Raw genomic sequence first — 23158 nt, 5'->3', positions numbered from 1 at the left:
CTGGCTGTGGGTGCCGTGCGGCTGCGGATCCCGCCAACGGGCCGCGGTGCCCGCGCGTGCCCCTTATAGCGTGGCGGCTGTCCGGCCGTAAAGCGTCGCGCCGGGTTCCGCCCGGCTCTGGTATCCTTGGCGGCAGCAAAGCCCGGTTCTGTAACGAGGCCCCCGAATGATGCGATGGCGGAAGCTCTCCGCGCTGCCGGCACTGGTCTGCCTGGCGCCGCTGGCCTGCTATGTGCCTCCTGATGACGGCATTGCCGATGGCGGTGGCGACGCGCGCACGCAGGCCGAAGCGCCCCGGCAGGACGACCGGGATGAGGCACAGCAGGAGCAGGGTGGCTGGTGGTCGCAGCCGCAGCCGCAGCAGGAGCCGGAGCAGGAACAGGGGGGCTGGTGGTCGCAGCCACAGTCCGACGCCCGGCAGGAGACCCGCGGCGGTGCCGATGAGATCGCGGCGCTGGCGCAGCAGGCGCGGGAGGCCTACGAGAGGCGCGACTACGACCGGGCGGTACAGCACCTGGAGCAGGCCCTGGACCAGGCGCCGGAGCGGGCGGTGCTGTGGCAGAACCTGGCGGCGGTGCGCTACCAGCAGGGGCACCACCAGCGGGCCGAGGAGCTTGCCCTGCGCGCCGTAGACACCGGCGGCGACGACCTCGCCGTGATGCGCGAGGCGTGGTGGCTGGTGGCGGCGGCGCGCATGGAGCGCGGTGACCGGGGCGGCGCCCGGGACGCGGCCTCCTCGGCGCGAAGCTTCGGTGATACCGGAGACGGTGGCCTTGGCCGATTCTAGGCCGCCCGGGGGAGCCTTCGCCCGGGCCGTGGTCGCCGAACTCGATGTCGGCGGGGCGGTCAGCCGGGCCATCGAAGGGTTCGCCGCGCGCCCGGGGCAGCTGCAGCTTGGCGCCGCGGTGGCCGACACGCTAGCCGACGGCGAGGTGCTGGTGGCCGAGGCGGGCACCGGTATCGGCAAGACCTACGCCTACCTGGTGCCCACGCTCCTCGACGGCCGCCGGGTGATCATCTCCACCGGCACCCGGACCCTGCAGGATCAGCTCTTCCACCGCGATCTGCCCCGGGTGCGGGCGGCGCTGCAGGGCGCATCCCCGCAGCCGATGCGCACCGCCCTGCTCAAGGGGCGGGCCAACTACCTGTGCCGTTACCGGCTGCAGCGGGCCGTGGAGGAAGGGCCGTTCACCGCCCCCGACGAGGTCGCGGCCATCCAGACGGCGGCGGAGTGGGCGCGGGCGACGGACAGCGGCGACCTGGCCGAGGCGCCGCAGGGCGTCGAGGGGGTGGCCGAGCGCATCACCGCCACGCCCGAGCGCTGTCTCGGTCAGGGTTGCCCGGCCTACGACACGTGCTTCTTCTACGAGGCTCGCCGGCGTGCCCACGAGGCCGACGTGCTGGTGGTCAACCACCACCTGCTGCTGGCCGACTGGGCGGTGAAGGATGCCGGCTACGGGGCCGTGCTGCCCGAGGCGGAAGCGGTGATCCTCGACGAGGCCCACCTGCTCCCGGACACGGCCGCGCGTTTCTTCGGTCACTCGGTCTCGGCGCGGGCGATCCGCGATCTGGTTCGCGATGTGCGTATCGCCGACCGGCGCGAAGCGGGCGACATGCCGGATTTGCGCGCGGCCATCGATACCCTGGAGGCGGCGGTCGCCGGGCTGCGCCTGGCCCTGGAAGGGGGGGAGCAGCGGGATGCCTGGTACACGGTGGCCGAATCGGGGGGCGCCGAGGCGGCCGAAGCCCTGCGCGGGGCAGCGGCTGGCCTGCAGCAAGCCCTCGCTCTGGTGGCCGAGCGTGGCCCCGAGCTGGAGGCGTGCCACCGGCGCGCCGGTGAGCTGGAGGAGGCCCTCGGCTGCTTCCTCGCCCCCGCGGAGGGCGAGGTCCAGTGGTACGAGACCCGCGGGCGGGGTTTCGCCCTGCACCGGACACCCCTGGATGTGGGCGGCAGTTTTCGCCGGCACATGGAGCGGGAGGCCGATGCCTGGGTTCTGCTCTCGGCCACGCTGGCGGTGGGTAGCTCCTTCGCTGCGTTCCGGGGCCGCCTCGGGCTGGCCGATACGGTGCGCACCGAGCAGCTGCCCAGTCCGTTCGACTACGCCGGCCAGTCCCTGCTCTACTGCCCCAGCGGGCTCCCGTTGCCCAACCAGGCGGGGTACGATCAGGCGGTGGTGGCGCGGGCCCGCGAGGTGATCGACTGCACGCCGGGCGGGGTTTTCCTGCTGTTCACCAGTCATCGGGCGCTGCGCCTGGCCCGCGAGCAGCTGGAGACGGCCCTGAGGCGACCGCTGCTGGTCCAGGGCGATGCCCCGCAGGGGCGGCTGCTGGAGGCCTTCGCCCAAGCCGGCGACGCCGTCCTGCTGGGTACGGCGAGCTTCTGGCAGGGGGTGGACATCCGCGGGGCGGCGCTCTCGGCGGTGATCATCGACCGCCTGCCGTTCGCCGCCCCGGGAGATCCGGTGACCGCCGCCCGGCAGCGCGCGGTAGAGGATGCCGGCGGGGTGGCGTTTCGCGATATCCTCTTACCCGAGGCGGTCATCGCCCTGAAACAGGGGGCCGGGCGCCTGATCCGCGACGACGCCGACCGCGGCGTGCTGATGATTGCGGACCCGCGCCTGCTGGGCAAACCCTACGGCCGACTGTTCCGCAACAGCCTGCCGGCGATGCCGCTGACCCGCCGTGTCGAGGATGTGAAGGCCTTCTGGGAGGGCGTGTTATGAGCCTCATCGACCGGATTGCCGAACGCCGACTGGAAGAGGCCGTGGAGCAGGGCGAGCTCCAGGACCTGCCCGGCGCCGGGCAGCCGCTGGAGCTCGATGACGACTCCATGATCCCCGAGCATCTGCGCACCGCCTACCGGGTGCTCAAGAACGCCAACTGCATCCCACCGGAGTTGGCCGAGCGCCAGGAGATCCGCAGCCTCGAGGACCTCATCGACGCCCTCTACGCCGATGCCTCCGCCGAGGCGGCGGAGCAGCGCAGCCAGGCCGAGCGGCGGCTGTCGCTGCTGCGCGCCCGGCTCGAGCGCAGCGGCCACGACGCCGATGCCCTGTACGTCGCCGAGCAGGGCTACCGGGATCGGTTGCTGAGGCGTTTCAGCAACGCCGATCCGGAGGACGGCGCCGACTGAGCGAGGCGCTTTTCTCCGTGCAGACCCTTCCCTTCAGTGACAAAGCGAGTACAATGCCCGGTTTACTCAAGTACGTATCAGAAGCCCCGCCGCGGGGCCGATGACTCAACGTAACGGGAATCGCAAGGGCGCATATGGTTACCATTCGACTGGCAAGGGCGGGCGCGAAGAAGCGGCCCTTCTACCACATCGTAGTTACCGAGGCGAAAAAGCCGCGGGACGGCGCCTTCATCGAGCGCCTGGGCTACTTCAACCCCGTGGCCTCGGGGCAGGAGGCGCCGCTGAAGCTGGACGTCGAGCGCTCGAAGGCGTGGATCGCCAAGGGTGCGCAGCCGACGGAGCGTGCGGCTCAGCTGATCCGGCAGGCCGAGCGCGCCGAGCAACCGGCTCAGTAAGCCGGTCCGCGGTCCATGCCGGATCGTGAGCCCAGGCGGGTCGTCGTCGGCCGGATCGTCGGGCTGTTCGGTGTGGCGGGGTGGGTCAAGGTCTACTCCTACACCCAGCCGAAAACCAACCTGTTCGCTTACGCCGACTGGGAGCTGGCCACCGCCGACGGCTGGCGGGCTGTTCGGCTCGAGGCGGGGCAGGAGCAGGGCAAAGGCCTGATCGCCCGGGTCGCCGGCATCGATGATCGCGACGAAGCGCGGCAGTGGGTTGGCAGCGACATCGCGGTAGCGCGGGAGCTGCTGCCGGAGCCGGATCCCGGCGAATACTACTGGGTCGATCTGCAGGGGCTGGCGGTGCGCACCGTCGACGGCGTCGAGCTGGGGGCTGTCAGCCACCTGTTCGAGACCGGCGCCAACGACGTCATGGTCGTGCGCGGCGAGCGAGAGCGGCTGATCCCGTTTACCCTCGACCACGTCGTTCAGCGGGTCGATCAGCAGGAAGGCGTCATCGAGGTTGACTGGGACCCCGAATTCTAGGCGCATCGACGTCGTCACCGTCTTCCCGGAGATGGTCGAGCAGGTGGCCCGGTTCGGGGTGGTCGGCCGGGCGGCCGAGCGGGGCCTGATCGAGCTGGCTGCGTGGAACCCGCGGGACTACGCAACCGATCGGCACGCCACCGTGGACGACCGGCCCTACGGCGGTGGTCCCGGCATGGTGATGAAGGTGGAGCCGCTGCGCCGGGTCATCCAAGCGGCTCGGGCAGCGGATCCGCGCCCGGCCCGGGTGATTCACCTCAGCCCCCAGGGGGCGCGGCTGGATCAGGACGGGGTGGCGCGCCTGGCGGCCCGCGAGCGGGTGATCTACCTCTGTGGCCGCTACGAGGGCATCGACGAGCGGCTGCTCGAGGCCGAGGTGGACGAGGAGCTGTCCATCGGCGACTACGTACTCAGCGGCGGCGAGCTCGCCGCCATGGTCGCCATCGACGCCACTACGCGGCTGGTCCCGGGGGCGCTCGGGCACGAGGACTCGGCGGCCGAGGACTCCTTCGCCACCGGGCTGCTCGACCATCCGCACTACACCCGCCCGGAGGTCTACGAAGGGCAGGGGGTGCCGGAGGTGCTGCGCTCCGGGGATCACGGGGCGGTGGATACCTGGCGGCTCAAGCAGGCCCTGGGGCGGACGTGGCTGCGTCGCCCGGATCTGCTCGCCGGGCGGGAGCTGGACGAGCGGCAGCGCCGCTTGCTGGATGAATTCATCGTCGAGCACCGCGCAGGGGCGCGGGCCGGCAACGATCACGAAGAAACGTAGAACCGAGGGGAATCGTCATGAACGTCATCGACGAACTGGAGCGCGAGCAGATCGAGGCGTGCAAGCACACGGTGCCGGAGTTCGCCCCGGGCGACACCGTGCTGGTGCAGGTGTGGGTGCGTGAGGGCGGTCGCGAGCGCGTCCAGCCCTTCGAGGGTGTCGTCATCGCCAAGCGCAAGCGCGGCCTGAACTCCTCGTTCACCCTGCGCAAGACCTCGCACGGCGAGGGCGTCGAGCGGGTCTTCCAGACCTACAGCCCGCAGATCGAGAGCATCAAGGTCAAGCGCCGCGGCGACGTGCGCCAGGCCAAGCTCTACCACCTGCGCGAGCTCAGCGGCAAGGCGGCGCGCATCAAGGAGAAGATCAACTAAGGGCTTCGATTGCCCGGCTCATCCGGCTGGCGGCGGGCTCGTGGGCGGTATCGCGCACGGACTCCGCCGCCCGCTCCGGATTGTCCAGGATCCGTTCCCGGGTCTCCTCGGCCAGGGCGCGGGCTTCCTCCCGATCTCGTGGCACCTCGCCGGTGGCCGAATCCGGCCCCGAGGCGTTGACCGCCACCGGGTCGCTGGCGCGCACCGACTCCGCATCCCGGTTGCCGGCCGCCTCGGTGCGCTCCTCCCGGATCCGTTCCGTCCCCGTTGTCTCCCCGTCCCGTTCCGGGCGCAGGGCCTCCTGGCGACGCTGCTCGGCAGCGTGCTCGGCGTGGTGGGAGCGGATCGCTTCGTGGCTGGCCGTGGCAGGGTCGATCTCGGTCATGGCTGCCTCCGTCGTTCCATCCCCTGAAGATAGCACGCGGGCAGCGGCCCGGTTCGGAGGTTGCCGGAGCGGGTATTGTCAGGCGCGCGTGATGCGCCGGGAGCGGTCGCTGGCGGTGTAGCGGCCGTGGGTGCCGTAGGTGAGTTCATCGGCCCGCTCGTGGGCGCCGGTGGCCAGGTCGAGCAGGCGCCGGGTATGGTCGAGGTTGCGGTGGATGAGGCGGCCATTGGCCTCGTTGCGGGCCTGGATGGTGCGCAGCAACTGCTCCAGCTCGCCCCAGGCGGAGCGCAGCGACTCCGGTGCAGTACGCAACACCGCCCGCACGCCAGCGGTCCCCGGCGGATAGCCGGCTTCGGTGAGAACCCGCCGCAGCTGCTGCTCGGCCTCTTCCAGGGCCTCGACCTGGGCGCCCTTGCGGCGCAGGAGCTCGTCGAAGCCGTTCAGGTCCCGGTCGATCAGTTGCCGGGCCTCGGCCTCGAGGGTGGCGGCGAGTTCCCCGGCGCGCGCCTGGCAGCGCTCGACGCGCACGGCCAGGCGCTGCGCCAGCTCCGCGTCCAGCGTCTGGCGCGGAAAGCGGTCAGAGCGGCCGTGCTCCGCCGGCGTCATCACGACTCGACCAGCGCCTCAAGCTCAGCGAACTTCTTGGCGACTTTCTCGGCGTCCACCGGGTAGTCGCCGTTGGCGATCCGCTCCTTGATGGCTTCGACCCGATCCCGGTCGACTTCCGGGGTTTGGTCGATGCGTTCGCGGACCGTCTGCAGTCGTTCCGAGGTCTCGGCCTCGTCGGCGCCGCCTGCGCCCCGGGGCGGGGCGTTCGACGCCTCGTCGGCGCCGCCGCTCTTCGGGCCCTTGCCCGGCTGGGCGGTCGCGGGTCCGACGGGGCGCGGACCCCCTCCTTCGATCGGATTGGACATCGGGCTCTCCTCAAAACCTTTCCTATGCGGGCTGCAGCGCCGCTCCCTGGCCTGCATGGACCCGTGCTATCCGTATCTATCGGCGGCCCGGGCAGGAACTTGAGTCCTGGTTCCGGTTACTGTGACCCAGGTTGCCACTGACGGCAACTCCCGCCGCCTGCGGCCTAATCGCCGACCCGGACCTGGCCCTCGCCGACGACCCGTGCCTGGATCTCCCGTCCGGAGTCCAGGTTCTCCACCCGGATCCGGTCGCCTTTCTGGCCGTGCTCCAGGGCGCGGCCACGGCTGCTGATCTGGATGGCATCGCCCCGGCCGGCGGCGATGGTGACCCGGTCGTTGCGCTCGACCAGCGTCGGGGGCTGCACGTGGTTGCCGGTCACGGCCACCCCCTCGCGCAGGCTCCGGCGTACCTCCTGGCCGACCAGATCGCCGGCGTCGCGGTAGAACTCGCCGCGGACCCGGCGCGCATCCCGCGTAGCGGTGCGCAGATCCGCCGCCGCGAGCCGCTGTCCGCGGCGCAAGCTGCGTGCGGCCACCACCATCTCCGTCTTCAAGGTGGTTTCCATGCGCACGTAAACGGTCCAGGGTGCCTCTCCGCTGCAGCGCACCCCCACGGTACCGGCTTGGTGGGGGCTGCGCCCGCGGGGGATGAACCCCTCCAGCTCGCCGTCACACGCACGCAGTTTCAACCGGCCGTCCACCCCGCGGGCCTCGACCTCCACCTCGTCGTACTCGCCGGCCAGCGCCTCGCGCAGGAACACCTCCGCCGTCTCACGGATGGCCTCCGGCGACTGGGTGCTGGCCTGCGCCGCCGCCGGGGCCAGGACCGTCAGCGCCAACAATACGACGGCCAGGCGCCAGGCGGGCGACGGTCGCGCACTGCGCCCGACCCTGCGGGCGGGGGTGGCGCCGGCGGGTCTGCTCATCGGTCCGCGCGCAACCTCCATTCGGTTGGTGATCCTCCGGAGAACTATGCAAAGGGTGTGCCGCGGCGTCGGCCGCTTTCCCTGATCCGGCTACCGGATTAACATGACGCCAACGGGCGGGGGCCAGCCCCCGGGACGCACGCCGATAAGGGAGCCGTCAGCGATGGCCGGAATCATGAGCTCCGTCGACCAGCGGACCCAGCTGGCTGGCCATAACCGCATGGAGCTGCTGCTGTTCCGTTTCGAGGGGCGGCAGCGCTACGGGATCAACGTGTTCAAGGTCCGCGAGGTCATACCGGCCCCGGAGCTCAGTTACGTGCCGCATGCCCATCCGGCCTCACTCGGCATCGCCTACGTCCGCGGCCACACCCTCTCGGTGCTCGATCTGAGCTACGCCACCGGCAACGGCGCCATCACCAAGGAAGAAGGCAACTACATCATCGTCACCGAGTACAACCGTCAGGTCCAGGGGTTCCTGGTCGGCGGGGTGGACCGGATCGTCAACATCAACTGGCAGGACGTGCTGCCGCCGCCGAGCGGGGGTAGCGCCGGCAGCTACCTGACCGCCGTGGCGCGCTACGACGGGCAGATGATCCAGATCGTCGACGTCGAGAAGGTCCTCGCCGAGGTTCAGCGTGCCGGCGGCGCCGATCCGGAGGTCACCGAGGGCGGTGGCGTGGATCACGCCGAGGGCTCCGAGGCTTACAAGGTCCTGGTGGTGGACGACTCGGCGGTCGCCCGGGGGCAGATCAAGCGCACGCTCGAGGAGATCGGTGTGCGCGTGGTCACCAAGAACAACGGCCGCGAGGCGCTGGAGCAGCTGCGCACCTGGAAGGATCAGGATCCCTCCGGGCTCGACGATCTGCTGATGGTGGTCTCGGACATCGAGATGCCGGTGCTCGACGGCTACACCCTGACCCGATCGATCCGGCAGGATCCGGGGCTTGCCGGGGTCCACGTCCTGCTCCACTCCTCGCTCAGCGGTGTCTTCAACACCGAGATGGTGCGTCGCGTGGGGGCCGACGAGTTCCTGGCCAAGTTCCACTCCCGGGAGTTGGCCGAGCGGGTCGGCGCCCGGCTGGCCGAGCGAGGGGGATGAGCATGCAAGGAGGACGGTTTGGCCGCGCTTTCCGTGGGTGAAGAGGAGTACCAGGCGTTCGCACGGTTCCTGGAGCGCGCCTGCGGGATCGTCCTTGGGCCGAGCAAGCAGTACCTGGTGGCCAGCCGGCTCGGGCCGCTGCTCGAGGCCGAGCGCATCCCGGATCTGGCCACCCTGGTCCAGCGGCTCGAGCAGCGCCCCACCGCCGATCTCAAGGGGCGGGTTATCGAGGCGATGACCACCAACGAGACCCAGTGGTTCCGCGACCGCTTCCCCTTCGACGTCCTGCGTCGGCACCTGCTCCCCGAGATGGAGCGCCGCCGCGTCTGGCCGGTGCGCATCTGGTCCGCGGCCTGCTCCTCCGGGCAGGAGGCGTACTCGATCAGCATGACCGTCGACGAGTACAACGACAGCGGCGGGCGTATGGAGGCCGAGATCCTCGGGACCGACATCTCCATCGCGATGGTCGAGGAGGCGCGGCGGGGGCGTTATACCGCCAACGTGGCGCGCCGCGGGCTGGCGCCGGAACGCCAGCAGCGGTTCTTCGATGCCGTGGGCGAGAACACCTGGGAGGTCAAGCCCGCCGTGCGCCGGCGGACCAGCTTCCGCGTCCACAACCTGCTGGAGAGCTACGCCGGTCTGGGTCGATTCGACATCGTTTACTGCCGCAACGTGCTCATCTACTTCGGCTGGGAATCGCGGCGGGATATCGTCCAGCGCATCGCCGAGGTGACCCGCCCGGGCGGGTACCTGATCGTCGGGGCGTCGGAGTCCCTCGCCCGGCATTCCGACGAGTTCGAGCTGGTCCGCCTCGATGGCGGTGTGGTCTACCGGCGCCGCGGCTGACGGACAGACCCTGCCGCCGGGCGGCAAGCGCTTGCCGCCCGTTGCCGCCTTCTTCCGGCTTAGTCGTTGATCCGCCAACCCCGCGTGCCTGGCACGCGATCTGCATAAAAGTCCCGTGAACGAACACCACGGGAGCCCGCCATGCGGATCGGCTTCGATCAGGCCTTCTCGGTACCCGAGCAGGCCATGCGCCTGCGCGGCGAGCGGCACGAGCTGCTCGCCTCGAACATCGCCAACGCGGACACGCCCGGCTACAAGGCGCGTGATATGGATTTCCGCGAGGCCATGCGCCAGGCCAGCGAACCGCAGCCCCAGCCGTTGCAGGCGACGCATGCGCAGCACGTGCAACCGCCGCCGTCACCCACCATGGCGGCAGGCGATCCGAAATCTTTATACCGGGAGCCCCACGCCGCCTCGCTCGACGGCAACACCGTCGAGATGCACGTCGAGCAGGCCAAGTTCGCCGAGAACGCCGTGAACTACCAGGCCGCCGTGGACTTCCTCAACGGCCGGATCCAGAAGCTCACCGGCGCCATCCGAGGGGAGTAAGCGAACATGTCCTTGATGCACGCCATCGACGTCGCCGGCACCGGGATGAACGCCCAGCAGCTGCGCCTGAACACCGTGGCCAGCAACCTGGCCAACGCCGAGACGGTCGCCTCCAGCCCCGAGGAGGCGTACCGCGCCCGGCAGCCGGTTTTCGCCGCGGCGCTCCACCAGGCCCAGGGCGGCTATCCGCAGGGTGGCGGACCGCAGCCGGCGCAAACCCCCGGCTGGGCCGAATCCGGCGGGCCGGTGGATCGGGTCAGCCCGGTGAGCTTCCAGCGTCAGTTCTTTGGCGGCGAGCCCGCCGGTGTGCCGGCGGCCGGCGACCCTTGGGCCAGCCCGTCGCCCAGCGTGCCGGTCTTCATGCCGGGGGTGGTGGAGAGCGACGCCGAGATTGAGCCGCTGTACAAGCCGCACCATCCGCAGGCGGATGACGACGGCTACGTCTACCGCTCCAACGTGAACTCCGTCGAGGAGATGACCAACATGATCTCCGCCTCGCGGTCGTTCCAGAACAACGTCGAAGTCATGAACACCTCGCGGGATCTCATGCTCGAGACCCTGCGCCTCGGCCGCTGAATCCGGGAGGAGCGACCATGCTCGATCCGAGCCAACTGATGGGCGGGGCCGCCGGTGGCGGCCAGAAGGCCCCCAAACCGCCGAACGCCGGTGACGGCGGATCCGGTAAGCCGGGCGGCGGGGCCACGCAGGGCGTCGCCGAGGGTGTGCAGGCGGCGCAGAAGGCGGCCGAGAAGCCCGTGGGCAGTGGCCCCGCCGGCGGTTCGCGCGGCGAGCCGTCCGGTTCGGTCGCCCGGTCGGGCTATGAGGCGCTGCCCGAGGACCTGCGCAGCATCCCCGACGAGAAGGACGACGGCGACCCGCAGAGCATCGGCCACGAGGACTTCCTGGAGCTGATGATGGTCCAGCTCGAGAACCAGGATCCGACCGACCCGCAGGACACCGAGCAGATGATGGGGCAGATCGCCCAGTTCACCACGGCCTCGGGGATCGAGCAGCTGCAGTCGGACTTCCGCGAGTTCTTCGAGCACATGCGCTCGGATCAGTCGCTGCGCGCCTCGCAGCTGGTCGGCCGTGAGGTGGTCACCGAGAGCCGCGAGGCCTATCTGCCCGAGGATGGAGAGATGGAGGCGCTGCTCCAGCTCGAGCGCTCGGCCCCCAATCTGACCGTCGAGATCGAGAACGAGGCCGGAGAGCGGGTCCATCGTGAGCAGCTTGGCGAGATGGAAGAGGGCGAACACCCCTTCACCTGGGACGGTACCGACAACGACGGCCAGCCCATGCCCCAGGGCACGTACCAGGTCAACGCCTACGTTGAGGACGGTGATGAGCGCGAGCCGGTGCCCACCCTGGTGGGTGCGCCGGTGACCAGTGTCTCGGTGGGGATGGACGGCCGGCCGCCGGAGCTCAGCGTGGCCGGGCTCGGTGAGATGTCGCTATCCGACGTCAAGCGCATCCGATAAGACGAACAAGAGCAGCGGGGATCGAGGAGATCAGCCATGTCATTCAACATCTCGCTAACCGGGATCAACTCCGCCTCCAAGGACCTGGAGACCACCAGCAACAACCTGGCCAACGCCGGCACTACGGGCTTCAAGGAGTCGCGGGCGGAGTTCAACGACCTCTTCGCCATGGGCCCGATGGGCATCCCGCAGCTGGCCGTGGGGCAGGGGTCGCGGCTGGCCAACGTCGGCCAGATGTTCAGCCAGGGGTCCTTCGAGTTCACCGAGCGCAGCCTGGATCTGGGTATCGAGGGGCGCGGCTTCTTCCGCCTTGAGGACGACGGCGAGGTCAGCTACACCCGGGCCGGTCAGTTCGAGGTGGATCGCGACGGCTACATCGTCAACAACACCGGCAAGCGCCTGACCGGCTTCCAGACCGACGAGGACGGCAGCCGCATCGGCGACGGTCGCGACCAACTCCAGCTGCCCACCGACGGGATCCCGGCGCGTGCCAGCGAGAACGTCGAGATCGCCGCCAACCTCAGCGCCGATGCCGAGGTGATCGATGAGGGTGTGGCGTTCGATCCGGACGACAGCGAGACCTTCACCGAGTCGACGACGACCACCCTCTACGACTCCCAGGGCTCGGCCCGGGACGCGACCTTCTACTTCCGCAAGGCGGGCAACAACGAGTGGGATGTCTACACCCAGATCGACGGGGTGGACTACGACGCGGCGGGTGCCGAGGGTGAGGATTTCTTTGGCCCGCACCGTCTCACCTTCGACACCTCCGGTTCGCTGGTCGATGCCGAGGGCGATGATGAAGGCCGGATCGCCAGCCTCGAGGAGATCCCGCTGCTCGCCGAGGTGGACGACCTGGACATCGACATCGACTTCGGCGAGATGACCCAGTTCGCTCGGCCGTTCAACGTCACCAACGTCTCCCAGGACGGCTACACCGCCGGCGAGTTCGAGAACATCAACGTCGAGGGCGATGGCACCATCCTGGCCCGCTACAGCAACGGCGAGGCCCAGGCCGTCGGTCAGGTGGCGCTGACCAGCTTCCCGTCGGAGGAGAACCTGCAGTCCGTGGGCGAGACCTCCTGGCAGGCGACCCGCGATGCCGGGGATCCGCTGATCGGCGTGGCCGGTCAGGGCCAGTTTGGCCGCATCGAGAACGGCGCCCTGGAGCAGTCCAACGTGGAGGTCTCCGATCAGCTGGTGAACATGATCACCGCGCAGCGCAACTTCTCCGCCAATGCGCAGATGGTCAGCACCCAGGATCAGGTGACCCAGGAGATCCTCAACATCCGCTAACGGGGTGTCCCCTCCCGCCGCAGCGGGGCAGAACGGGTAGAGGCGTATGGATCGTCAACTGTATGTGGCCATGACCGGGGCGAAGCACTCCCTGGAGGCGCAGCACCACAACAACCAGAATCTGGCCAACGCCAGCACCCCGGGCTTCCGCGCCGACCTGGACAGCTTCTACCAGGCGCCGGTCTACGGGCCCGGCTTCGCCACCCGGGCCTACGCCGAGGAGCTGCGTGCCGGGACCGACTTCAACCCGGGGCCGATCGAGACCACCGGGCGCGACCTGGATGTGGCCATCCAGGACGAGGGCTGGTTCGTGGTCCAGGCCCCGGACGGCGACGAGGCGTACACCCGGCGCGGCGATTTCCAGACGACGCCCGAGGGGCTGCTGACCACCGGCGATGGCCACCTGGTCATGGGCGAGGCCGGGCCCATCTCGATCCCGCCGGACACCAAGGTGGACATCGCCGACGACGGGGTGATCACGGCCACCCCGCAGGACGGAGCCGGGGCGCCCATCGAGCTCGACCGGCTGCGCCTGGTCAATCCGGACCCGACGCAGCTGGTCAAGGGCGAGGACGGGCTGATCCGCCACGCCGAGGGCGAACCGGCCGCTGACGACGCGCAAGTGAAGGTCCGCGGCGGCGCGCTCGAGGGCAGCAACGTGAACATGGCGGAATCGCTGGTGAACATGATCGATCACGCGCGGCAGTTCGAGACGCACATCAAGATGCTGACCGCCGCCGAGGAGAACGAGCAGACCAGCGCCCAGCTGCTCAACCACCCGGGCTGAGGTGGCGCGAGCTGTCCACTGCCGTGACAAACGAACAACAATGAGGTGACGCCATGGATCCCGCCCTCTGGGTAGCCAAGACCGGACTCGACGCCCAGCAGAAGAGTATGCAGGTGACGTCGAACAACCTGGCCAACGTGAACACCAACGGTTTCAAGAAGGACCGGGCCAACTTCGAGGACCTGTTCTATCAGACCGTCCGCCAGCCCGGCTCCCGAGCCAGCCAGGACAACCTGCTGCCCTCGGGGCTGATGCTCGGCACCGGCTCGCGGGTCATGGGTACGGAGAAGATCCACTCCCAGGGCAATGTGCAGCAGACCGAGCGGAGTCTTGATGTCGCCATCGAGGGCAAGGGCTTCTTCCAGATCCTCCGTCCCGACGGGCAGGTGGGTTATACCCGGGACGGCGCCTTCCAGCTCAACGAGAACGGTGAGATCGTCACCTCCGGCGGTTACCTGCTCGAGCCGGCCATCCAGGTCCCCGAGGAGGCCGAGACCATCAGCATCGGCAGCGACGGTACGGTCAGCGCCAAGATCCCCGGCGACGAGGAGCCCGAGGAGATCGGCCAGATCGAGCTCGCCGACTTCATCAACCCCTCCGGCCTCGAGCCGGTGGGCGAGAACATGTTCCTTGAGACCGCCTCGAGCGGCGCCCCCGAGGTGGGTGCCCCGGGGGAGGGGGCCCTGGGCAACGTCATGCAGGGGGCCCTGGAGACCTCCAACGTGAACATCGCCGAGGAGCTGGTGAACATGATCGAGAACCAGCGCGGCTTCGAGACCAACACCCGGGCCATCTCGACCACCGATGAGATGCTCCAGTTCCTCAACCAGAACGTCTGAGGGCGGCTGAGATGATGCGCTGGCATCGGTGGGTACGCGGCTGTGCCGCGGCCATGGTGGCCGGGGTGGCGGCAGCGGCGTGTACCCCGATGCCGCAGGAGGCGCCGGATCCGTCGCCGATCACCGCGCCGCGGGTCGACATCCCCGATGACCCGGACGAGCGGACCGGCTCGGTCTTTGATGAACAGCGCAGCATGCGGCTGTTCGAGGACCGCAGCGCGCGGCGCACCGGGGATCTGATCACCGTGGTCATCGAGGAGGAGACCGCCGGCGATCGCTCGATCAACTCCGAGATGGCGCGCCAGCAGGAGGCGGATATCCCGGCGCCGCAGATCGGCGGCGAGGACCTGGAGATCTTCGGCCGCCCCTTCGCCTTCGAGCAGGAGGGCGAGGCCAGCTTCGAGGGCGGCGGGAGCGCGGACCAGGAGACGAACCTCACCGGCACGATCAATGCCGTGGTGGTGGACACCACCCCCAACGGACATCTGGTCATCCGCGGCGAGAAGAACGTACGGGTCAGTCAGGGCCAGGAGACGCTGCGCATCTCCGGGATCGTGCGCACCGACGACGTGGGGGCCAACAACGAGGTCTCGTCCAACCGGGTGGCGAACATGCAGGTCGGTTACACCGGCGAAGAGGCGCTCAGCGACTCCGCCCAACCGGGGTGGCTGACGCGTTTTCTGATGAGGCGCTACTGAACGGCGGGTGCCGCCGCGATGGACGGCGCGCTCGGGAGGACGCAAGGTGATGAGAATGCGCAGGATCGACACACGCTGGATCCAGGTCGCCGCGGGGGTGCTCCTGGTGATGCTCGCGGCGAGTGTCTCAGCGGCCGAGCGGATCAAGGACATCGCCTCGGTGGCCGGGGTGCGCAGCAACCAGCTGGTTGGCTACGGCTTGGTGGTGGGTCTGGACGGGACCGGCGACGACACGCCGTTCACCGAGCAGAGCGTGCGCTCCATGCTCGCCAGCCAGGGCGTCAACATCCCCCACGACGTGGATCCGGACGCGGACAACACCGCGGCGGTGATGATCACCGCCGAGCTGCCGGCCTTCACCCGTCCCGGGCAGCAGATCGATGTCAGTGTCTCGTCGCTGGGCGATGCCGACAGCCTGCAGGGCGGCGAGCTGCTGATGACGCCGCTGCGTGCCGCCGACGGCGAGGTCTACGCGGTGGCCCAGGGGCGTGTGGTCATCGGCGGCTTCGGCGCCGAGGACACCGAGATCCCCGTGGACAACCAGCTTGGCGGCTCCATCCCCAACGGCGCGATGGTCGAGCGGCGCATCGAGACCGGTTTCCAGGATCGCGACGAGGTGGTGCTCAACCTCCACGAGCCGGATTTCACCACCGCCCGCCGTACCGCCGAGGTGATCAACCACAACCTCGGGCCGAACACCGCCCGTGCCCGTGATGCCGGCTCGGTGCGGGTCCGCGCGCCGCGGGATTCGGATCAGCGGGTGAGCTTCATCTCCTTCCTCGAGGAGCTGCGTGTCGAGCCCGGTGAGGCGCCGGCGGAGGTCATCGTCAACGCCCGCACCGGGACCATCGTCATGGGCTCCAATGTCCGCGTCCGCCCGGCGGCGGTCAGCCACGGCAACATGACCGTGGCCATTGGCGCCGGCGGCCCGGAACAGGTGGCCGACGACCCCTTCGGGTTGGATGAGCCGCTGATCGTCCCCGACGAGGACATGGAGGGCCTCGAGGGTGAGAATCCGGCCTTCGTCTTCGAAGCCGGCGCCGATCTCAACGAGATCGTCGACGCCATCAACGCCGTGGGCGCCGCCCCCGGCGACCTGGTGGCTATCCTCGAGGCCCTCAAGCGCGCCGGTGCGCTGCGTGCCGAGCTGACCATCATCTAGGGAGGCGACCATGCACAACAGCAGCGGTGCCCTCGGTAACGCCCTCGAGCCCCAGGGTCTGCAGCAGCTGCGCTCGATGACGCGCAACCCCAGCGAGGAGGACCTCGCCGAGGTGGCGCGGCAGTTCGAGGCGGTGTTCGTCGAGATGATGCTCGGCCAGATGCGCCAGGCCACCCCGGGCGATGAGATCTTCGGCGGCAACGCCGAGGAGACGTACCGCGACCTCTTCGACCGGCAGATGGCGGTGCAGATGTCCCGTGACGGCGAGGGCTTGGGGCTGGCCCCGATGATCGAAGAACAGCTGCGCGAGAATGCGGGCTTCGAGACCGACCGGATGCAGGGGCTGCCGCAGGAGATCTCGGACTACCGCCACTCGGCGGTGCCGGTGCAGCCCGATGCCGGGGAGCTCGCGGCGGCGGACGCGGGCGACGGCGCGCAAGGCCGCAGTGGCGGCCTCGGCGGCAAGGGGGCCGGCTGGTCGAGCCCGCAGGACTTCGTCGAGGACATCACCCCGGCGGCCAGGGAGACCGCCGAGCGCCTCGGGGTGCCAGCGGTGGCCCTGGTGGCCCAGGCTGCTCTGGAGACCGGGTGGGGCCAGCACATGGTGGCCGACGGGGACGGGCGCAGCGCCAACAATCTGTTCAATATCAAGGCCCACTCCGCGGACTGGCAGGGCGATGCCGTGCGCGTGCCCACCCTGGAGTACCGGGATGGTATCCCGCAGCGCGAGATGGCCGACTTCCGCGCTTACGACTCGGTGGCCGAGAGCTTTGCCGATTACGCCGACTTCCTCGAGCGCAACCCGCGCTACCGTGAGGCCCTGGAGGTCGGCGACGATCCGGAGCGGTATGTCGAGGCCCTCCAGCGGGCTGGGTACGCCACCGATCCGCAGTACGCGGAGAAGCTGCAGCGGATCATGGAGCTTGGTGACGACGGGCAGGGGGTGCGGATCGGCGGTGAGACCCTCAAGATTTCCGATTCCGTGCCGAGAGGTTAGACAGGGCAGGGTGGGCCTGCGGGCCCCAGCGAGGCGGAGTCTATGGTTGATCTGTTGCAGACGGGCATCTCCGGGCTGCGCGCATCCCAGCGCGGGCTGGCGACCACGTCGCACAACATCTCCAACGTCAACACCGACGGCTACAGCCGCCAACGGGTGGAGCAGGATACGAGCATCCCGCACTACCACTCCCGCGGGGCCGTCGGCACCGGCACGCAGGTGCAGACCATCCAGCGCCTGACCGAGGATCACCGCGTCGACGCCCTGCGCAACAACCACGCTGAATATGAGCGCCTGGATCGACTCGCGGAGATGACCGGGCGCATCGACAACCTGGTTGCCGACCAGGACGCCGGGCTGAGCCCGGCGCTGCGTCAGTTCTTCGACGCCGTCGAGGAGGTGGCCAACGACCCCTCGAACACCGTTGCCCGGCAGCAGCTGCTCACCCAGGGGCAGGCCCTGGCCGATCGCTTCCAGACCCTGGACAACCGACTGCTGACCCTGGAAGAGGACGTCAACAAGCGGGTGCGGGCCGAGACCGACAAGGTCAACGGCCTGGCCGAGTCCATCGCCGAGCTCAATGGCGAGATCCGCAGCCGCTGGACCAACCCGCAGCGCCCGCCCAACGACCTGCTCGACCAGCGCGACGAGAAGATCCGCGAGCTCTCCGAGCACGTCACGGTCCGGGTGACCGAGCAGGACGACCGGTCGCTGAACGTGGGCATTGGCAATGGCCAGCCGCTGGTCACCGGCGACCGCGCCAACACCCTGGAAGTCACGCGCAACGCCTTCGAGCCGGAGCGCCCGGAGCTGGCTGTCCGCCGGGGCGATCGCGCCGTTCAGATCACCGACGCCGTTCAGGGCGGTTCGCTGGGCGGGCTGCTGGAGTTCCGCAACGGTGTGCTGGACGAGACCCGCGATGAGATCGGCCGGGTGGCCACCTCCCTGGCCGGGGCCATGAACGAGCAGCACCGCAGCGGCATCCAGTTCGACAGCGGTTACCCCGAGGCCGGTGACGACTTCTTCGACTACGCCCGAGAGGCCGGGGTCTCCGCCCACCGCGGCAACGCCGGCGAGGGCCAGCCGCAGGTGATCGTCGACGAGGAGCGTATCGGTGAGCTGCGCCGCGAGAACTACCAGGTGCGCCTCGTTGACGGGCAGTGGCAGGTGGCCACTCAGGACGCCAACGAGGTGCGTACCCTCGGCCAGGGCGGGGATGCCGACATCCAGCCCGACGCGGACGGCGGCTACCGCTTCGACGGGCTGATCCTCTATCCGCCGGAGTCCGGCGACGGCGCCGTCGAGGAGGGCGACCGCTTCCTGATCCAGCCCACCCGGGACGCGGCTCAGGGGATCGAGGGCCGGCTCGCGCGGCCGACCCAGGTGGCGGCGGCCGCACCGGTGGTCACCGGCGAGGCGCCGCGCGCCGACGGTCAGACCGAGAACACCGGGCGCGCGCAGATCGGTCCGCCGGATGTCGGGCGGGCCGAAGGCGTCATGGCAGCCCTGGAGGAGGGGGGTGCCCTGCAGCAGGGAGTCGAGATGACCTACGCCGATGACGGCACGTTCACCGTGACCATCGGTGGCGAGACGGCGGGCACCTTCGACTACGCCCCCGAGGACATCGAGCGCGGCCAGGTGGTGAACCTGGCCGAGGACGTGGAGCCGGCCGGCAGCGCCCAGGCCGAGACGCTGGCGGCGCTGGATGTCTCGGTGCGCATCTCCGGCGTGCCGGATGACGGGGATCGCTTCGGGCTCTATGGCAACTACGAGGGCGTGGGCGACAACACCAACGCCCTGCGCATGGCCGAGCTGATGGAAGAGACCGTCATGGACAACGGCAACAGCACCTTCCAGGAGGCCTACAGCGCCATGGTCGGCGAGCTCGGCGGCTTCAGCCAGCGGGTGCAGACCAATCGCGATGCCCAGGAGGCCCTGCTCAACCAGGCCAAGGAGCAGTGGGAGGAGCTCTCCGGCGTCAACCTGGATGAGGAGGCGGCCAACATGATGGAGTATCAGCAGGCCTACCAGGCCGCCGCCCAGATCATCACCAGTGCCGACGAGGTCTTCCAGGAGATGCTCAACGCGGTGCGTCGCTAAGGGGGTGAGCCGTGCGCGTATCCACGAGCCACATGCAGAACACGGCCGTTCAGAACATGACCGGCCAGCAGAGCGAGATCAACGACACGCAGACCCAGCTCTCCAGCGGGCGCCGGGTGCTGCGGCCGTCGGATGATCCCACCTCGGCTGCGCGCACCCTGGATCTCAAACGGGCCACCGAGTCGGTGGAGCGGTTCAACCGCAACGGCGATCTGGCGCGGACCCGGCTGTCCATGTCCGAGTCCGCCCTGGAGCAGGCCGGCAACGAGCTCCAGCGCATCCGCGAACTCACCGTCCAGGCGGCCAACGGCAGCCAAGACGCCGACACCCGCAGCTACATCGCCGCGGAGATCGAGGAGCGCTACAAGCAGCTGGTGGAACTCGGCAACAGCCGCGACGGCAATGGGGAGTATCTCTTCTCCGGCTCGCGCACCCGCACCCAGCCGTTCAATATGGGCACCGATGGCCACGTGACCTACCACGGCGACCAGAACAGCCGCGAGGTGCGCATCGGGCCCGGACGCCAGATCGGCGTGGATCACTCCGGCTTCGACGCCTTCATGAAGGTCCCCGACGGCAACGGCCAGTACCAGGCCTTCCAGGGCGAGGAGAACCGCGGCACCGGCGTGGTCAGCGTGGTCGACGGCAAGGTCCGGGGCCTGGATGCCGAGCAGTACCGCGTGCGCTTCGCCGAGGACGCGGACGGAAACACCCGCTACGCCATCCAACGCACCCACAACCCCGAGGACGAGAACGCCTGGGAGTGGGTGAACGGCGAGAACGGCGGGCCGCCGGCGGTGGAGGACGCCCCGCTGTATGAGCCGGGGGCGACCATCGAGGTGGACGACGGCGTCCGGGTGAAGATCGAGGGCAACCCCGATCCGGGCCAGGGGGGTTTCGAGGACGGCGACCGGTTCACGGTCACCGGTAGCCGATCCCAGTCGATCTTCGCCACCGTCAATGAGCTCATCGGCGCCCTTAAGGAGGGTGAGGGGCCCGACTTCCGCAACGCCGCCGACCGCGCCCTGGGCGATCTGGACCTGGCCATGGAGAACACCTTCCGGGTGCGGGCGGAGATCGGCGCCCGCCTGTCCACCCTCGATAGCGAGAAGGCCAGCAACGAGGCGGCGATCATCGACCTCAAGCAGGCCACCTCCGACGAGCGCGACCTGGATTACGCCGAGGCCACCGGCCGCTTCAACCAGGAGCTCACCGGGCTCGAGGCGGCCCAATCCACCTTCGGCCGCGTGCAGAACCTCTCCCTGTTCGACTACATCTAGTCTCTCCCGCCAATGCGTTGCCTGGCCGGGCCGGCGTGCCGCGCTGGTGCCGGTCCGAGGGGTGCCGTGGCCGCCCGGGTTTGCGCAAAGTCAATCCCTTGGGGTTCCGGTTATCGAAAACGCCGATGGGAAAGGCCTGCCGGCGGCATGGCCGTCTCTTGGAAACGCGAATCGTTATCACTAGTATACGTATTGCGCACATCGGCACGGATAACAGAACGAGGGGATTATGAGTCAGACAGTAAGGCCTTGGGGGGTTGCGGCTGCTGCGGTCCTGGCAGGGGGCGCCCTGAGCGCGGCGCACGCGGAATCCGGCGATGCGGAGACCCGCCTGCTCGATCGCATCATGATCACCGGTGGCCCGGACCGGGTGCAGGATACCGCCGGCTCGGCGCAGGTGCTCAGCCGGGAGGATATCGATCGGCAGGGGTACACCGATCCGCACCGCATCCTGCGCCAGATCCCCGGGGTCAATGTCGCGGAGGAGGAGGGCTATGGCCAGTTCCCGCACATCAGCATGCGCGGCGTGAACCCGGAGCGGAACGCGCGCATCACGGTCATGGAAGACGGGGTGCTGACGGCTTCGCCGGCGCCCTACGCCGCACCGGCGGCCTACTACTTCCCGCCCATGGGGCGCATGGACAACGTCGAGGTGCGCAAGGGCTCGAGCGCCATCAAGCACGGCCCCTACACCGTCGGCGGCGCCCTGAACATGACCTCCACGCCGATCCCCCAGGAGCGCTCCGGCAAGGTGGAGGGGCGCCTGGGCTCGGACAACGGGCGGCGCGCCCACGCCCACATCGGCGGCCGCGAGGGGCAGTTCGGCTGGCTGCTGGAGAGCTACACGGAGCAGAGCGACGGCTTCAAGGAACTCGACCATCCGCTCTCCGGGGATCAGTCCAACAAGCCCAACAATCCGGTGCCGAACACCGGCTTCGACCGCAACAACTTCGTCGCCAAGGGGATGTGGGCCAGCGACCCCACCGCCGAGGTCTACCAGGAAGTGGAGTTCAAATACGCCCGCGACCGGCGGACCATCCACGACACCTACCTGGGCCTGCTGCCCGACGACTTCGACGACAACCCGCACCGGCGTTACGCCGGTTCGCAGCTCGACGAGATCAACACCGAGAACGACCTCTACCAGGTCCGCCACTACTTCCAGCCCACGGTGGATACCGACGTCACCACCACGCTCTACCGCACCGACACCGTGCGCAACTGGTACAAGCTGCATGAGGTACGTGGTGACGGAAACAGTGATTTTGAGGGCATCTCCGACATCCTCCGCGACCCCGGTGACCATGAGGATGAGCTGGCCTGGATCCTCGGTGGCTTCGGCACCGCCTATGACGCGGGGCTTAGCATTGAGGACGGCGCCCGCGGCAACGTCCGCGCCAACAATCGCGAGTATTACGCCCAGGGCATCCAGGTGCAGGTCGGCCATCTCTTCCAGGCCTTCGGCTGGGACCACGACATGGAGGTGGGCTTCCGCTACCACGAGGACGAGGAGGACCGTGAGCAGTGGCAGGACTCGTTCGAGATGCAGAACGGCATGATGGTTCTCTACGAACACGAGGAACCGGGTGAGACCACCAATCGGGTCACCTCCGCCGAGGCCTATGCGTTCCACGTGCAGAACACCATGGAGCGCGGGTCGTGGACCCTGGTTCCTGGTGTGCGTTACGAGAACATCGATGTGGATCGCAAGCAGTGGGATGGTCCGGGGCGCACCAGCGCCAACCTCGATGCGGACGGTTCCTACTCCAACACCTATCGGGTTTGGGTCCCTGGCATGGGCGCCACCTACGCCATCGATGATCAGTGGAGCGTCCTTGGCGGGGTCCACCGCGGGTTCGCGCCGTCGGGTGCCGACCCGCAGGCCGATGAGGAGCGCAGCGTCAACTACGAGGCCGGTTTCCGGTTCAGCGACATGTATACCCAGGCGGAGGTCATCGGCTTCTTCAACGACTACTCCAACATCAATTACGAGTGCACCAACGTCGGCGGGGCCTGCCAGACCGATGATGAACTGGTCTCGGCTGGCGAGGTTCACGTCTGGGGCCTGGAGGCGCTGTGGATGCACGATCTGGGTCAGAGCCAGGACCTGCCCGTCCAGCTCCCGGTCAGCGTCAGCTACACCTTCACCGACAGCGAGTTTCGTCAAGACATCGACGATGGCCCCAATCAGCTGGCCAACGCCCGCAAGGGTGACCGCCTGCCGGAGATCCCCGAGCACCAGCTGAACCTCAGTGCCGGCGTGGGCCAGGCTGACTGGCGCGTCAACCTGAACGCCAACTACGTCTCCGAGACCCGCGCGCTGGCGGATCGGGACTACGACGATCTGAAGATCGACTCCCGCTGGCTGTTCGATCTCTCCGCCCACTATCAGCTGATGGACAACGTGCGGTTGCTCGGGAGCATCGAGAACCTCACCGACGAGACCTATGTCGCCCACCACCGCCCGGCGGGGGCACGGCCCGGCGCGCCGCGGACCTACTGGGCGGGGATGCGCGTCGACTTCTGATCCCACGTCACGGGTCACCCGCAGCTTAGGGGTGCTCATGCCTGCCGCCTTGGCGGCTTCCTCCAGCCGAACGATC

At 69.0% G+C, this 23158-nt stretch carries 25 protein-coding genes; 21 read left to right on the top strand and 4 right to left on the bottom strand.

The annotated features are described in order from the left end of the window. Positions 1 to 169: 169 nt before the first annotated feature. The 7 genes from CCR79_RS03090 (at position 170) to rplS (ending at position 5199) form a co-directional block, all read left to right on the top strand. Entirely contained in the window at positions 170 to 787 is a 618-nt protein-coding gene (locus CCR79_RS03090; RefSeq protein WP_207190279.1) for a tetratricopeptide repeat protein, read from the top strand. Beyond that, positions 774 to 2723: an ATP-dependent DNA helicase gene (locus tag CCR79_RS03085; RefSeq protein WP_207190278.1), complete on the top strand. Its 1950-nt coding sequence runs from the start codon at positions 774 to 776 to the stop codon at positions 2721 to 2723. Before CCR79_RS03090 ends, CCR79_RS03085 begins: the two co-directional genes overlap by 14 nt. Beyond that, complete coding sequence (locus CCR79_RS03080; RefSeq protein WP_201168590.1) at positions 2720 to 3133, top strand: DnaJ family domain-containing protein; 414 nt, start codon at positions 2720 to 2722, stop codon at positions 3131 to 3133. The genes CCR79_RS03085 and CCR79_RS03080 overlap by 4 nt, the downstream gene beginning before the upstream one ends. Positions 3134 to 3267: 134 nt before the next feature. Then, positions 3268 to 3528 (top strand): 30S ribosomal protein S16, encoded by a 261-nt coding sequence (rpsP, locus tag CCR79_RS03075; protein ID WP_201168587.1) that lies wholly within the window; start codon positions 3268 to 3270, stop codon positions 3526 to 3528. Positions 3529 to 3543: 15 nt separating this feature from the next. Continuing rightward, positions 3544 to 4056, top strand: a complete 513-nt coding sequence (gene rimM / locus CCR79_RS03070) for a ribosome maturation factor RimM (protein WP_201168584.1) — start codon at positions 3544 to 3546, stop codon at positions 4054 to 4056. Continuing rightward, positions 4034 to 4828, top strand: coding sequence for a tRNA (guanosine(37)-N1)-methyltransferase TrmD (trmD, locus tag CCR79_RS03065; RefSeq protein ID WP_201168582.1), 795 nt, complete (start codon positions 4034 to 4036; stop codon positions 4826 to 4828). The genes rimM and trmD overlap by 23 nt, the downstream gene beginning before the upstream one ends. Before the next feature lie 17 nt (positions 4829 to 4845). After that, the gene (rplS, locus tag CCR79_RS03060; RefSeq protein WP_201168579.1) at positions 4846 to 5199 is read left to right on the top strand and encodes a 50S ribosomal protein L19; all 354 of its coding nucleotides are present in this window, start codon (positions 4846 to 4848) and stop codon (positions 5197 to 5199) included. Here the strand turns inward: rplS and CCR79_RS03055 are convergent. From CCR79_RS03055 to flgA, 4 genes are all read right to left on the bottom strand, one after another. Beyond that, positions 5192 to 5584 (bottom strand): hypothetical protein, encoded by a 393-nt coding sequence (locus CCR79_RS03055; protein WP_201168576.1) that lies wholly within the window; start codon positions 5582 to 5584, stop codon positions 5192 to 5194. The two genes, rplS and CCR79_RS03055, sit on opposite strands and share 8 nt — an antisense overlap. A 78-nt stretch (positions 5585 to 5662) precedes the next feature. Beyond that, positions 5663 to 6190: a flagella synthesis protein FlgN gene (locus CCR79_RS03050; protein WP_201168574.1), complete on the bottom strand. Its 528-nt coding sequence runs from the start codon at positions 6188 to 6190 to the stop codon at positions 5663 to 5665. Further along, a complete protein-coding gene (gene flgM / locus CCR79_RS03045; RefSeq protein ID WP_201168572.1) occupies positions 6190 to 6498 on the bottom strand; it encodes a flagellar biosynthesis anti-sigma factor FlgM in 309 nt (102 codons plus the stop codon). Before flgM ends, CCR79_RS03050 begins: the two co-directional genes overlap by 1 nt. Before the next feature lie 164 nt (positions 6499 to 6662). Next, positions 6663 to 7424, bottom strand: a complete 762-nt coding sequence (gene flgA / locus CCR79_RS03040) for a flagellar basal body P-ring formation chaperone FlgA (RefSeq protein ID WP_201168570.1) — start codon at positions 7422 to 7424, stop codon at positions 6663 to 6665. Positions 7425 to 7587: 163 nt separating this feature from the next. On the opposite strand from flgA, the gene CCR79_RS03035 reads away from it, so the two are divergent. The 14 genes from CCR79_RS03035 (at position 7588) to CCR79_RS02970 (ending at position 23082) form a co-directional block, all read left to right on the top strand. Further along, entirely contained in the window at positions 7588 to 8523 is a 936-nt protein-coding gene (locus CCR79_RS03035; protein WP_201168568.1) for a chemotaxis protein CheV, read from the top strand. A gap of 18 nt (positions 8524 to 8541) precedes the next feature. After that, positions 8542 to 9369 carry a CheR family methyltransferase gene (locus tag CCR79_RS03030; RefSeq protein ID WP_201168566.1) on the top strand — a complete coding sequence of 276 codons (828 nt, stop codon included), beginning with the start codon at positions 8542 to 8544 and terminating at the stop codon, positions 9367 to 9369. A 141-nt stretch (positions 9370 to 9510) separates the two neighbouring features. Then, the gene (gene flgB / locus CCR79_RS03025) at positions 9511 to 9918 is read left to right on the top strand and encodes a flagellar basal body rod protein FlgB (RefSeq protein ID WP_201168564.1); all 408 of its coding nucleotides are present in this window, start codon (positions 9511 to 9513) and stop codon (positions 9916 to 9918) included. 6 nt (positions 9919 to 9924) lie between these two features. Beyond that, on the top strand, positions 9925 to 10494 hold the full coding sequence (flgC, locus tag CCR79_RS03020) for a flagellar basal body rod protein FlgC (RefSeq protein WP_201168563.1): 570 nt from the start codon (positions 9925 to 9927) through the stop codon (positions 10492 to 10494). 17 nt (positions 10495 to 10511) lie between these two features. Beyond that, the gene (locus CCR79_RS03015) at positions 10512 to 11396 is read left to right on the top strand and encodes a flagellar hook assembly protein FlgD (RefSeq protein ID WP_201168561.1); all 885 of its coding nucleotides are present in this window, start codon (positions 10512 to 10514) and stop codon (positions 11394 to 11396) included. 36 nt (positions 11397 to 11432) lie between these two features. Further along, entirely contained in the window at positions 11433 to 12692 is a 1260-nt protein-coding gene (flgE, locus tag CCR79_RS03010) for a flagellar hook protein FlgE (RefSeq protein WP_201168558.1), read from the top strand. 46 nt (positions 12693 to 12738) lie between these two features. Next, a complete protein-coding gene (flgF, locus tag CCR79_RS03005; protein ID WP_201168555.1) occupies positions 12739 to 13479 on the top strand; it encodes a flagellar basal-body rod protein FlgF in 741 nt (246 codons plus the stop codon). A gap of 53 nt (positions 13480 to 13532) precedes the next feature. After that, positions 13533 to 14318, top strand: a complete 786-nt coding sequence (gene flgG, locus CCR79_RS03000; RefSeq protein ID WP_201168553.1) for a flagellar basal-body rod protein FlgG — start codon at positions 13533 to 13535, stop codon at positions 14316 to 14318. Positions 14319 to 14329: 11 nt separating this feature from the next. Beyond that, the gene (locus CCR79_RS02995; RefSeq protein WP_201168551.1) at positions 14330 to 15016 is read left to right on the top strand and encodes a flagellar basal body L-ring protein FlgH; all 687 of its coding nucleotides are present in this window, start codon (positions 14330 to 14332) and stop codon (positions 15014 to 15016) included. 55 nt (positions 15017 to 15071) lie between these two features. Beyond that, positions 15072 to 16178 (top strand): flagellar basal body P-ring protein FlgI, encoded by a 1107-nt coding sequence (locus CCR79_RS02990; protein WP_201168705.1) that lies wholly within the window; start codon positions 15072 to 15074, stop codon positions 16176 to 16178. Between the two features lie 10 nt (positions 16179 to 16188). Continuing rightward, positions 16189 to 17175: a flagellar assembly peptidoglycan hydrolase FlgJ gene (gene flgJ / locus CCR79_RS02985; protein ID WP_201168549.1), complete on the top strand. Its 987-nt coding sequence runs from the start codon at positions 16189 to 16191 to the stop codon at positions 17173 to 17175. 42 nt (positions 17176 to 17217) lie between these two features. Further along, entirely contained in the window at positions 17218 to 19275 is a 2058-nt protein-coding gene (gene flgK, locus CCR79_RS02980) for a flagellar hook-associated protein FlgK (RefSeq protein ID WP_201168547.1), read from the top strand. 11 nt (positions 19276 to 19286) lie between these two features. Further along, positions 19287 to 20555 (top strand): flagellar hook-associated protein FlgL, encoded by a 1269-nt coding sequence (gene flgL, locus CCR79_RS02975; RefSeq protein WP_201168545.1) that lies wholly within the window; start codon positions 19287 to 19289, stop codon positions 20553 to 20555. 229 nt (positions 20556 to 20784) lie between these two features. Further along, positions 20785 to 23082, top strand: a complete 2298-nt coding sequence (locus tag CCR79_RS02970; RefSeq protein ID WP_201168543.1) for a TonB-dependent receptor family protein — start codon at positions 20785 to 20787, stop codon at positions 23080 to 23082. Positions 23083 to 23158 lie beyond the last annotated feature (76 nt).

Origin of the sequence: Halorhodospira halophila, from assembly GCF_016653405.1 — a bacterium.
GTDB classification, from domain to species: domain Bacteria; phylum Pseudomonadota; class Gammaproteobacteria; order Nitrococcales; family Halorhodospiraceae; genus Halorhodospira; species Halorhodospira halophila_A.
This window is presented reverse-complemented; position numbering and strand designations above follow the sequence as displayed.